The organism is Methylobacterium sp. Leaf94, assembly GCF_001426045.1.
GTDB lineage: Bacteria > Pseudomonadota > Alphaproteobacteria > Rhizobiales > Beijerinckiaceae > Methylobacterium.
This window is the reverse complement of the sequence record NZ_LMRM01000023.1, coordinates 276,637-288,835: the sequence shown is the minus strand read 5'-3', so window position 1 is coordinate 288,835 and position 12,199 is coordinate 276,637. Positions and strand designations below refer to the sequence as shown.

The window sequence follows — 12,199 nt, the reverse complement described above, 5'->3', positions numbered from 1 at the left end:
GGCGGGGACAGGGCGATCGCATCCGCTGGCGTGTCCGCCGGGATGGCGCGTGGAGCACCCCGTCATTCCGGGGCCGTGCAGCGGAGCCCGGAATCCAGAAACGAAGGTGGTGCAGGACGTCACACCGTCGGCGGTCCTGGATTCCGGGCTCGCCTGCGGCGCCCCGGAATGACATCGCGCTTCGGTCTGCGATCGCTCGGCGCGCCGGTCTTGGCGATGTGCACGATCGGATCGCCCGCCCATGATTGCCTTCATCCTCCAGCGCCTGCTCCAGTCGGTCGCGGTGCTGTTCGCCGTCGGCCTGATCGCGTTCTCGATGTTCCGCTTCGCCGGCGACCCGGTGAACCAGATCGTGGGCGTCGACACGCCCTATGCCGAGCGCGTCGCCATCCGGAAGGATCTCGGGCTCGACGATCCGGTGGCGGTGCAGTTCCTGCGCTACGCCGGGAACGTCGCCCGGGGCGAGTTCGGCACCTCGTACCAGTTCCGCCAGCCGGTCTCGGCGCTGCTGGCCGAGCGCATGCCCGCCACCCTCGAACTCGCGCTCTGTGCCACGCTGTTCGCCCTCACCGTCGGCATCCTCATGGGGGTCTACTGCGCCCTGCGGCGGGACACCTGGCTCGCCAAGGTCTTTCTGGCCATCTCGCTCATCGGCATCAGCCTGCCGACCTTCCTCATCGGCATCCTGCTGATCTTCCTGTTCTCGGTGACGCTGGGCTGGCTGCCCTCGTTCGGGCGCGGCGACACCGTGCGGCTGGGCTGGTGGACGACCGGGTTCCTCACCGCCTCTGGCCTGCGCGCCCTGATCCTGCCCTCGGTCACCCTGGGGCTGTTCCAGATGACCCTGATCATGCGTCTGGTGCGGGCCGAGATGCTGGAGGTGCTGCGCACCGACTACATCCGCTTCGCCCGGGCGCGGGGGCTCACCACCCGCTCGATCCACCTTGGTCACGCCCTGAAGAACACCCTGGTGCCGGTCATCACCATCGCGGGGCTGCAGCTCGGCTCGGTCATCGCCTTCTCGATCATCACCGAGACGGTGTTCCAGTGGCCCGGCATGGGCCTGCTCTTCGTCCAGGCGGTGCAGAACGTCGATATCCCCATCATGGCGGCCTACCTGCTGCTGGTCGCCGCCATCTTCGTCGTCATCAACCTCGTGGTGGACGTGCTCTACACCATCGTCGATCCCCGCCTGCGGCTGTCCACGGGACGGGCCTCATGAGCGCCTCCGTGCAGGACACCCCCCTCCTCCCGCCGGCGCCGGTGAAGCGCTCGGCGCTGGCCCGCTTCCGCGAGTCCGACGTCTATGCCAGCTTCCGCCGCTCGAAGCTGGCGATGGGGGCCTTCGCGGTCACCCTCGTCCTGGTCCTCCTGGCGCTCGCCGCCCCCGTGATCTCGCCGCAGAACCCGTACGATCCGGCCCAGCTCGAGCTGATCAACTCGAACCTGCCCCCGCTCTGGTACGCCGACGGCGTCGCGCCCTTCACCCTCGGCACCGACGACCAGGGCCGCGACGTGCTCTCGGCGGTGTTCTACGGCCTCCGCCTCTCCCTCATCGTCGGGCTGCTCGGCGTCGTCGTCTCCGGATTCCTCGGCATCGTGCTCGGGCTGGTGGCGGGCTATTTCGGCGGCTTCGTCGACACCCTCATCATGCGCATCGCCGACGTGCAGCTCACCTTCCCGGCCATCCTCATCGCCTTGGTGGTGGACGGCGTCGCCAAGGCCGCCGTCGGCAGCCAGATGGACACGAACGCCGCCATCGGGCTCATCGTGCTTTCGATCGGGCTGTCGTTCTGGGTGCAGTACGCCCGCACCGTCCGCTCCTCGGTGCTGGTGGAGAAGAACAAGGACTACGTCCAGGCCGGACGGCTGATCGGCCTGTCCTCGCCGGTGATCATGGTGCGGCACGTCCTGCCCAACGTCCTCGGCCCGGTCTTCGTCATCGCCACCATCAACCTCGCACTCGCCATCATCACCGAGGCGACCCTGTCCTTCCTGGGCACCGGCCTGCCCGATTCGATGCCCTCCCTCGGCACCCTGATCCGCACCGGCAACCGCTTCCTGTTCTCCGGCGAGTGGTGGATCGTCGCCTTCCCGGGCTTGGCGCTCGCCGGGCTCGTCCTGGCGATCAACCTGCTGGGCGACTGGCTGCGCGACGCCCTGAACCCGAAACTCCAGTGATCGCGCCGGCATGACACAGCTGCCATGACAGAGCCCGTCCTCTCGGTCCGCAACCTGCGCGTCGCCTTCGCGGGCCGGCGCGGCACCCTCACGGCCATCGACGACGTCTCCTTCGACATCGCGCGGGGCGAGATCCTCGGCGTCGTCGGCGAGTCCGGGGCCGGCAAGTCTGTCACCGGCTCGGCCGTCATCGGCCTCATCGACCCGCCCGGCGGCATCGTCGGCGGTCAGGTCCTGCTCAAGGGGGAGCGCATCGACAACCTGCCGCCGGAGGCCCTGCGGCGCATCCGGGGCCGGCGCATCGGCATGATCTTCCAGGACCCGCTCACCAGCCTGAACCCGCTCTACCGGGTCGGCCGGCAGATCGTGGAGACCATCCGCACCCACACCGACCTGTCCGAGAAGGCGGCGCGGACGCGCGCCATCGACCTCCTGGCCGAGGTCGGCATCCCGGCCCCGGAGCGGCGGATCGACGGCTACCCGCACGAGTTCTCCGGCGGGATGCGCCAGCGCGTGGTGATCGCCCTGGCGCTCGCCGCCGAACCGGAGCTCATCATCGCCGACGAGCCGACCACGGCCCTCGACGTCTCGGTCCAGGCCCAGATCATCGCGCTCCTCAAGCGCCTCGGCAGCGAGCGGGGCACCGCCGTCATGCTGGTGACCCACGACATGGGCGTGATCGCGGAGGCGGCCGACCGGGTGGCGGTGATGTATTCCGGCCGGATCGCCGAGATCGGCCCCGTGCGCGACGTGGTGCAGAACCCGCTCCACCCCTACGCCAAGGGCCTGATGGGGGCGATTCCGACCCTGGCCCAGGAGACCGACCGCCTCGCCCAGATCCCCGGATCGATGCCGCGCCTGTCCGACATTCCGCCGGGCTGCGCCTTCAACCCCCGCTGTCCCTCCGTCTTCGGGCGCTGCCGCGTGGAGCGGCCGGACCCGATCCCGGTCGGCGCCCATCGGGTCGCCTGCCACCTCTACGACCGGTCGGAGGCCTCCGCCGCATGAACGCGCCCGTCATGCCTCCGCCCCGGACGGTCGCCCGCGCCCCGGAGGCCCCCTACGTCGCCATCGAGGGCCTGCGCCGCACCTTCGACGTGTCCCGTCCCTGGCTCGCCCGGGTCATCGAGCGCCAGCCCAGGCAGATCCTCCGCGCCGTCGACGGCGTCAGCTTCGAGATCCGGCGCGGCGAGACCTTCGCGCTCGTCGGCGAATCCGGCTCGGGCAAGTCGACGGTGGCCCGCATGGTGGTGGGCCTGCTGCCGCCGAGCGCCGGGGACGTCCGCATCACCGGCCTCTCGATGACCGATCCGCGCGAGGCCGCCGCCCGTCGGCGCCTGCGCCGCCGCATCCAGATGATCTTCCAGGACCCCTACGCCTCGATGAATCCGCGCTGGCGGGTCCGAAAGATCGTCGCCGAGCCGATCCGGGCCTTCAACCTGCTGCAGGGCGAGGTCGCGATCGGGCGCCGCGTCGGGGACCTCCTCGGCCTCGTCGGCCTGCATCCCGATGACGGGGTGAAGTATCCGCACGAATTCTCCGGCGGCCAGCGCCAGCGCATCGCCATCGCGCGGGCGCTGGCCTCCGAGGCGGAGTTCCTGGTGGGCGACGAGCCGACCTCGGCCCTCGACGTCTCGGTCCAGGCCCAGATCCTCAACCTGATGCGCGACCTGCAGGACCGCCTCGGACTCACCTACCTCTTCATCAGCCACAACCTCGCCGTCGTGCGCCACATGGCGAACCGGATCGGCGTGATGTATCTGGGGCGCGTGGTCGAGATCGCAGACGGACGGGAACTCTTCCGTGCTCCGAAACATCCCTACACGCGCATGCTGCTCGACGCGGTACCGGATATCGGGCTCACCGGGCGCAAGCGCATCCCCGTCTCCGGCGAGATCCCGAACCCCATCGATCCCCCCTCGGGCTGCGCCTTCAACCCGCGCTGCCCCTTCGCGAACGAGCGCTGTCGCATCGAGGTCCCGGCCCTGGTCGAGGGTGTGGCCTGCCACGCCTTCCAGGAGCGGCGGCTGCCGGCCTGAGAGCCGGTGGTCCATGCGGGCGCGTTCCAGAGCCAGATCATGAGCACAGCCCCCTCCATCGCCGCCACCGAACCGACCTCCGGCACGGCTTCGGACGACGACATCCTCGGCCTCGGCGCCGTCGACCTCGCGGCCGCGATCCGCGCCCGGCGCGTCTCCTGCGTCGAGGTCATGACCGCCTGTCTCGACCAGATCGACCGGGTGAACCCGACCGTCAACGCCATCGTGGCCCTGCGCGACCGGGCGGAGCTGATCGCCGCCGCCGGGGAGCGCGATGCCCAGGCCGCGCGCGGCGAATTTCTCGGGCCGCTGCACGGGTTTCCCCACGCGGTGAAGGACATCGACGCGGTGAAGGGCCTGCCCTTCACGCAAGGGTCGCCGATCTTCCGGGACCGGATCGCGGCGGCCGATTCGATCATGGTGAAGCGTCTGCGCAGGGCCGGCGCGATCTTCACCGGCCGGACCAACATGCCGGAATTCGGCCTCGGCTCGCAGACCTTCAACCCGGTCTACGGCGCCACCCGCAACGCCTACGATCCAACCAAGACCTCCGGGGGCTCCAGCGGGGGCGCGGCGGTGGCGGTGGCGCTCCACATGCAGCCCGTCGCCGACGGCAGCGACCATGCCGGCTCCCTGCGCAATCCCCCCGCCTTCAACAACCTGTTCGGCCTGCGCACGGGCTACGGCCGCATCCCCATCGAGACCAAGGACGCCTTCACCCCCGGCCTCGGCGTCTCGGGCGGCATCGGGCGCTCGCCCGCCGACATCGGCCTGCTGCTCTCGGTCCAGGCCGGCTACGACGCGCGGGTGCCCTTCGCGAACACGCAGGACCCGGCGATCTTCGCCGAGGACCTGAAGCGGGACTTCACGAACGCCCGCATCGCGTGGTTCGACGATTTCGGCGGCTACCTGCCCTTCGAGCCCGGCGTGCTCGACCTCGACCGCAGCGCGCTCGCCGCCTTCGAGTCCCTCGGCGCCAAGGTCGAATGGGATCGTCCGCGCTTCGACATGGCCAAGGTCTGGCGTGACTGGCTCACCCTGCGCGCCTGGATGACCGCCTCCAACCTGCGTCCCCTCTACGACGAGCCGGCCTATCGGGCGCTGCTCAAGCCGGAGGCGGTCTGGGAGGTCGAGCGCGGCCTGGCGCTCTCGGCCGATCAGGTCACCGCCGCGCAGGAGGGCCGCACCGCGTGGTACGAGGCCGTGCGGCGGTTCCAGGAGCGCTACGACTTCCTGCTGATGCCCTCGACCCAGGTGTTCCCGTTCGACGTCGAGGAGCGCTGGCCCAAGTCCGTCGGCGGCCGGACCATGGACACCTACCATCGCTGGATGGAGGCGACGATCCCCGTCACCATGAGCGGCCTGCCCGCCCTCAACGTGCCGGCCGGCTTCGACCCCGCCGGGCGCCCCTCCGGCATCCAGATCGTCGGCCCCAACAACGGCGAGCGCGCCTGCCTCCAGCTCGGGGCCGCCTACGATGCCGAGACCCGATGGGTGACCCGGCGCAGGCCCGCGCTGCTGAATCCCTCCTGATTTCCTTCGCGCTCCTCCTTCGAGACCCCCGATGACCGACACGCCCGCGCCGCATCACGGCCGCTACGCCTACAGCGCCCTGCCCGACCGGCCGGTCTACGACTGGCCCGGGGGCAAGCGCCTCGCGGTCTATCTCGCGCTCAACCTCGAGGGCTTCGATTTCGGCCGGGGCCTCGGCGCGGAACTGGCCCCCGGCGGTCCACAGCCGGACGTGCTCAACTACGCCTGGCGCGACTGGGGCAACCGCGTCGGCGCCTGGCGGATCAAGGACACCCTCGACGCGCTGGAGATGCCCGCGAGCGTCCTCGTCAACAGCCGCCTCTACGCCGATTGTCCCGGCCTGATCGAAGCCTTCCGGGCGCGCGGCGACGAGATCGTCGGCCACGGACGCACCAACGCCGAGCGCCAGGGCGACCGGGAGGAGGCCGAGGAGCGCGACCTCATCGCCGAGGCCACCGCTGTCCTGACCGCCCAGGAAGGCAAGCCGCCGAAGGGCTGGCTCGGGCCCTGGATCTCGCAGAGCCATCGGACGCCGGACCTCCTGGCGGAAGCGGGCTACAGCTACCTCCTCGACTGGTGCCACGACGACCAGCCCACCTGGTTTTCCACCCGCGACGGCGGCCGCATCCTGGCGGTGCCCTACCCCCAGGAACTCAACGACATCCCCGCCATCGTCGCCCGCAAGGAAACCGGCCAGCAATTCGCCGACGCCATCGTGGAGGCCTTCGACGAGATGCTGGAGCAGGCGCGCACCGCCCCCCTGGTCATGGGCATCGCGCTGCATCCCTACATCGTCGGCCAGCCGCATCGCCTCCGCCCCCTGCGCCGCGCCCTCGCCCATATCGCCGCCCGCCGCGATGAGATCTGGCTCACCACTGCCGGCGGCATCGCGGCCTTCGCGGCGGAGAGCGGTACCGCCCGGTAGCGGGTCGGCGTCGGCCGACCGTTCAGACATCGATCAGACTGGACCGTTTAGACAGGCCGCTCGCGTCCCCGACGCCTGCCCCGAGTCCACTCATGCATGCCGACGCTTTCCTCGCCGCCGCCGAACGCCTGCCGGTCGCCGACCTCGACGCCCTGACCGGCGGCAAGGGCGTCGTCGTGGTGGCGCCTCACCCCGACGACGAGAGCCTCGGCTGCGGCGGCCTCATGGCCGAGGCCCGGGCGCGGGGTCGCGAGGTCCGCGTCGTCATCGTCAGTGACGGCTGTGGCTCGCACACGCACTCGACACTCTATCCGCCGGCAAAACTGCGTGACCTGCGCGAAACGGAGACGGTATACGCCGTTGGTATACTGGGCGTCCCGCCGGAGGCCGTGACCTTCCTCCGCCTGCCCGATGCCGGCGTCCCGAGCGCCGGCCCAACCGCCGAGACCGCCGCCGCCCGGATCGCCGCCATCGCCCATGAGGCCGATGCTGGAGCCGTCTGCGTCACCTGGGGCCACGATCCCCACTGCGACCACCAGGCCGCCGCCGCCATCGTCCGCCTCGCGCAGGCCCATCTCGGCCCGATCCGAATTTTCGCTTATCCCGTCTGGGGTTGGACCCTGCCCGAGGGTACCGAGGTCGGCCCCGCCCCGGCCGGCCTGCGCCTCGACATCGGTGCCCACCGCGCCGCGAAGACCGCCGCGATCGGCGCCCACCGCTCCCAAACCACCGACCTCATCTCCGACGACCCGACGGGCTTTCGCCTGGAGCCGGCCATGGTCGATCGCTTCACCGGCCCCTACGAGATCTTCGTCGCCATGGACGCGCCCACCCCGTGATCGCCGACACCACCCTCATCACCCTGAACAAGGGTCGCGACGCTCATCTCGCCCGCCTGCTCGAGGGCGTCGCGCGGGCTCCGCATCCGCAGGCCTGCGTCGTCGTCGAAATGGGTGCCGAGCCCGCCCCCCTACCGGATTACGGCTTCCCGATCCGCCGCATCGTCCTCGGAAGCCCCGGTCTGCCGCTGGCCCGCGCCCGAAATGCCGGACGTCGCGCGGCCGAGACCGGACGGCTGGTCTTTCTCGATGTGGACTGCATTCCCTCGGCCGATCTTGTACCGCGCCTCAGCGCCGATCTGGCGGAGGCCGAAGGCCTCATCTGCTGCGAAATCCGATACTTACCGGCCGGAGCCGTCACGGACGGCTGGACCGAAGCCGGGCTTCGGGCCGCAGGACATCCCCATCCCGTCCGCCGCTTTCCCGAACAGGGATTGGCGCGCAGTGACAACCCCGGATTGTTCTGGTCGCTCGCTTTCGGCGTCAGGGCCACCACCTTCGACCGCCTCGGCGGCTTCGACGAGGGCTTCGACGGCTACGGCGCGGAGGATACCGACCTCGCCTTCCGCGCCGATGCCCTCGGGATACCGGTGCTGTTCAGCGCAGGCGGGCAAGCCTTTCACCAGCACCACGTCGCCTGTGATCCGCCGCTTCAGCACTTCGCCGACATCGTTCGGAACGCGCAGCGCTTTCGGGCGCGACACGGCCTCTGGCCGATGGACGGATGGCTCGATGCCTTCGCCGAGCGCGGACTCATCGACACGCAGTGGCGCGACGACCTCGTCGTTCTGCGCCAACCCGGCGCCGACGAGATCGCCGCCACGCGGCTTCCCGCGGGCCGTCCCTTCTGACGGGCTCGGCGCCTAACGGCGCCGAGCGTCGAGGCGATCCGCGAGGTCGCCGATGAAGGCACCGGTGCGGTCGATCACGCCCGGACGCCACAGGCCGCCGATCACCCGCGGATCGAGCCGTTCCGCGGCCGCGATGATCTCCGGCCACGCCGCAGGCTCGGGCCAGAACGCGCAATGCAGTGCCGCGCCCATCGCGGCGAGGGCGCGGGCCTTCTCGATCTGCTCGTCGAAAGCGCGCGGTTCGGGAAGGCAGATGAAGCGCTTTCCCGCCGCCGAGACCGCCGAGACAACTCCGTCGCCGCCGCCGCCGACCACCAGGTCCGCTCGGGCGATGTAGGTGGCCGGATCGGCGACCCAACCGTGCAGGTGCAGGTTTGCCGGCATAGGCAGCCCCGCCCCGTCGACGGGGCCGAGAACGTGCCAATGCCGATCCGGTACGGCCGTCGCGGCCGCAGCGAGATCCGCGCGCCGACCGCCGGTCCCGCCGCGCCCATAGATGACGAGGATCGATCCATCCGCATTCGTCACTCGGTTCGATGCAGGCTCACCGGAGAGCAATCCGGCGTAGAACGTCTTGGCGCGAACCCATTCCGGCATCTCGGCCGAGTCGAGTTCCGGCGGGAAGAACGCGAGCAGACGCTCAGCGCTGCGGAAGGCCTCGAGATGCGGGGTATCCGTGCGCGTGCCGGCGAGCCGGACGACCAAGGTCGGCGCGGACATCAGGCGTGCGAACAGCGCAATTTCCACGGACACGTCAACGACGACCAGCGCAGGATCTGCGGAGGCGATCCACGCTGCGAGCCGGCCCATTCGTGCGCGGACGTTGTCGGCACCGACGGGCGCGTAATGCAGGCCATGCGGCCGCTCGGCCGATCCGTCCCTCCCGTCGAACTCGCGGCCAACCCGATCGTCGGGCAGATCGAGGAACGATTCCGCTGCGGTGGCGGTGTCGAGATCGGAGAACGTTCCGATCAGCGTCATTGGGCGATCGAGCGCCCGCGCGATCAAGCAGGCACGCTGCCAATGACCGGCGCCCTGGTGGTGAACGTAGTAGCCGACAGGACGCCGGCTCATGCGACCTGTGCGGCACGGCCGGGTTGTGACCCGACCAGCATCGCTTGAAGGCCTGCCAGGGCGTCATCGAGAGGAACCGGGACCGCCTCGGGGATGCCCTCCCCCAGGCGCGCCTCGATCCGCTCGACCAGTGCGATTCCGTTCGGGCAGGTCTCCCAATCGATGGTGGCAAGATCGGCTTCGGTCATACCGAGGGCGCGCAGGGCCGCGGCGGTCCCGGCGGGGTCCGTGAAGCATCGCGCCAGCCTATGGCGTCGCGCGATCAGAGCGCGCCAGTGAGCCGCCGAGGGAAGGCTATAGGTTTCAAGCCCCTGCACGACACGGGTTCGGCGGAGCATCTCGGTCGCCATTCCGCCCGTCACCCGGCCGGTTCTCCGATCGGAGACTGCGATCGATACCCCGGGGCAATGCCGGACGCGCCCGCCATGCCAGCGCACCCGCGCAACCAGGGCATTGTCTTCGCCGCAGGGGAGCATCGGCAACCCACCCACGCGACGATAGAGGTCGGCGCGCAGGGCAAGGCTGGCGGCGACATGATCGCCATGGCGGGGGGCTGGATCGTGGGCGGGCGGGTCGAAGACCTCCTCGAGGTGCCGCACAGCCACCCAGTATTCTTCGATCCGCGCATGGAGCGCGGCAAGACGGGGGTCGGCAGCCGGCGTCTCGCCGTGAAGTACGAGGCGTCCACCCACGACCTCGGCGTTTCGCAAGGCTCGCAGATTTGCTGTCACCCAGTCCGCGGGCGCAACCGCGTCCGCGTCGGTACTGAGGAGGACGCCTTCGGTCACGCCTTCCTGCTCCAACCAAGCAGCGCCGGCATCGAGGGCACGACGCCGCGCGGTGCCGACATGGGCATGGGGTGACGCAATCGTCGCCTCGAGAATCCGTAGGGCGAGGTGCGGAATCTCGGCGTTTCGTTCCAGTCCGTGCAACATCGCAACGGTGTCATCGTTGCAGTTGTTGGCGAGAACCACGACGCGCAGACGCGCGCCATCCCCGGTGCCGTACTGCCGATCGAGAGATCGTATCAGACGCGGCAGCGCATTCGCCTCGTTCCGGGCAGGCACACAAACGACAGCGCGCCCGAGGGAAAGATCCTGCTCAGGCATTGCTGGCACGGGCAGTGATCGCAGTGCTGGCCACTCGCTGGAGCTCGAGTGCGTAGAGGGCCTCGTACTGGTCGGTCATGGTGTCGGCATCGAACAATTGCTCCGCCCGACGGCGGCAATTGGCTCGGGAGAGAGTGATGGCCTGCGTCACAGCCCGACCGAGATCGGCGACATCGTCCGCCGCGGCCAGGACCCCGCAGGAGTCATCGAGGATGTCCGGGATCGCGCCACGCCGGAAGGCGGCCACGGGTGTCCCGCAGGCCAAGAATTCGGCGAGCACAAGCCCGAACGGCTCTTCCCACCGCGGCGTACAGAGAGCCACATGGGCTTTCGCGACCTGAGCCGCGAGCGCGTCGTGTCCGAGATGCCCGAGGTAGGTCACGTCGTCGCCCAAGCGGGGAGCAATTTCATTGTCCCAATAGGCCGGATTGGAGCGTGGCCCAGCAAACTTCAGGGGCAGGCCGGCGGCGCGTGCCGCATCGATGGCCAGATGCGGCCCCTTCTCGGGAACGAGCCGACCCATCCAAATCGCGTGCGGTTCGCCCGCCGGCTTCGCGGCATAGGCAAAAGCCGTGAGATCGATGCCATTGCCGATGACTTGCGGATTGCCGATCAGGTCATGCCATTCTCGAGCGAGAGACGGAGAGACGGCCGCGAAAGTCATATCCCGCGCCCGTGCCCGTACGCCACGGACGAAAGGCTCGAAGGGCGGCGTATGCAGGGCCGTCACCATCGGAACGGCAAGTTCACCGGCGCGAAGCAGGGGGAGGAAGTGGAGGCTGTTGTTGTGGACGAGATCGTACCCGCCGGACACGACCGCATCCATGATCCTGGCATAGGCAGAATGTTCCGCGGCATCGATCCGCGCCTCCGAAACGTCATCGAACGCGCATCCGGTGGGAGGGCAGATGGCAACCAGCTGGAAATCGCCCCGCGACCCTTCCGAAGCGTAGAGCGTGACATCGTGGCCACGGGCCTGGAGTGCTGACGCAAGTAGATGCGTGTGCATCTCCAACCCTCCCGAGAACGGCTGTGCGATCGGGAATTTCAGATGCGCGATGATGGCGATCTTCACAGGATGCAGGACACGATGTTCGAGGAGCCGAAGCGTCGGATTGGCATCATCCACGCCGTAGATTCCCGCACCACGGGGATGCGAGCTCGGGATACATGGCCATGACGAACCACAACGTAGCGTGAACAACCGGGGAGATTCGTATTTGGTGCACCACCACGTTACAGGACGGGCGGCAGCAGATCCAATGACCGGATTTTTGGGGACTGTGTCGCTTCCTGTGCGGCCCGTTCGGCCGCTCCTTATAAATAAAGGCGCCAATAGTGCGTCATCTGAGCCCAGGCGAGGAACATAGACCGTCGATGCGCGTGCAAGATCCTTCGATGTATAGATTAAATTCCGTCCGTTGGAATTGCGTGAGCATTCGCATATAACTACCAATAAAATGAAAGCTTATAAGTATATTTGAAATTATAAAATATATAATTTTCGATACAAATACTTGGATCATATTGAAATTAAAAATCTAAATTTTCAAAGACAGAGTTTTAATCAATTTAGCACGATTGAGATTTGCGATTAAATGTTTCATAACACAATATAGAAATAAATATTGATAACCCTTGAAACTGA

General features: G+C 68.5%; 11 protein-coding genes. 8 read left to right on the top strand and 3 right to left on the bottom strand.

Going from position 1 to position 12,199, the window contains the following annotated elements; genetic code table 11:
* Nucleotides 1-241 precede the first annotated feature (241 nt).
* From ASG63_RS14150 to ASG63_RS14115, 8 genes are all read left to right on the top strand, one after another.
* The gene (locus ASG63_RS14150) at nucleotides 242-1,222 is read left to right on the top strand and encodes an ABC transporter permease (RefSeq protein WP_056217371.1); all 981 of its coding nucleotides are present in this window, start codon (nucleotides 242-244) and stop codon (nucleotides 1,220-1,222) included.
* A complete protein-coding gene (locus tag ASG63_RS14145) occupies nucleotides 1,219-2,181 on the top strand; it encodes an ABC transporter permease (protein WP_056217367.1) in 963 nt (320 codons plus the stop codon). Before ASG63_RS14150 ends, ASG63_RS14145 begins: the two co-directional genes overlap by 4 nt.
* Before the next feature lie 24 nt (nucleotides 2,182-2,205).
* A complete protein-coding gene (locus ASG63_RS14140; RefSeq protein WP_056217362.1) occupies nucleotides 2,206-3,189 on the top strand; it encodes an ABC transporter ATP-binding protein in 984 nt (327 codons plus the stop codon).
* Nucleotides 3,190-3,200: 11 nt separating this feature from the next.
* A complete protein-coding gene (locus ASG63_RS14135; RefSeq protein ID WP_056217491.1) occupies nucleotides 3,201-4,220 on the top strand; it encodes an ABC transporter ATP-binding protein in 1,020 nt (339 codons plus the stop codon).
* 39 nt (nucleotides 4,221-4,259) lie between these two features.
* A complete protein-coding gene (locus ASG63_RS14130; protein WP_056217488.1) occupies nucleotides 4,260-5,753 on the top strand; it encodes an amidase in 1,494 nt (497 codons plus the stop codon).
* A 31-nt stretch (nucleotides 5,754-5,784) separates the two neighbouring features.
* Entirely contained in the window at nucleotides 5,785-6,678 is an 894-nt protein-coding gene (locus tag ASG63_RS14125; protein ID WP_056217358.1) for a polysaccharide deacetylase family protein, read from the top strand.
* A 92-nt stretch (nucleotides 6,679-6,770) separates the two neighbouring features.
* Nucleotides 6,771-7,517 carry a PIG-L deacetylase family protein gene (locus ASG63_RS14120; RefSeq protein WP_056217354.1) on the top strand — a complete coding sequence of 249 codons (747 nt, stop codon included), beginning with the start codon at nucleotides 6,771-6,773 and terminating at the stop codon, nucleotides 7,515-7,517.
* Complete coding sequence (locus ASG63_RS14115) at nucleotides 7,517-8,368, top strand: glycosyltransferase family 2 protein (protein WP_056217483.1); 852 nt, start codon at nucleotides 7,517-7,519, stop codon at nucleotides 8,366-8,368. The genes ASG63_RS14120 and ASG63_RS14115 overlap by 1 nt, the downstream gene beginning before the upstream one ends.
* A gap of 12 nt (nucleotides 8,369-8,380) precedes the next feature.
* On the opposite strand, the gene ASG63_RS14110 is transcribed toward ASG63_RS14115, so the two are convergent.
* Genes ASG63_RS14110 through ASG63_RS14100 form a run of 3 tightly spaced genes read right to left on the bottom strand, consistent with a single transcriptional unit; the run spans nucleotide 8,381 to nucleotide 11,626 of the window.
* Nucleotides 8,381-9,442, bottom strand: coding sequence for a glycosyltransferase (locus ASG63_RS14110; protein ID WP_056217352.1), 1,062 nt, complete (start codon nucleotides 9,440-9,442; stop codon nucleotides 8,381-8,383).
* Complete coding sequence (locus ASG63_RS14105) at nucleotides 9,439-10,551, bottom strand: glycosyltransferase (RefSeq protein ID WP_056217349.1); 1,113 nt, start codon at nucleotides 10,549-10,551, stop codon at nucleotides 9,439-9,441. The genes ASG63_RS14110 and ASG63_RS14105 overlap by 4 nt, the downstream gene beginning before the upstream one ends.
* Nucleotides 10,544-11,626, bottom strand: coding sequence for a glycosyltransferase family 4 protein (locus tag ASG63_RS14100; RefSeq protein WP_056217476.1), 1,083 nt, complete (start codon nucleotides 11,624-11,626; stop codon nucleotides 10,544-10,546). Before ASG63_RS14100 ends, ASG63_RS14105 begins: the two co-directional genes overlap by 8 nt.
* Nucleotides 11,627-12,199 lie beyond the last annotated feature (573 nt).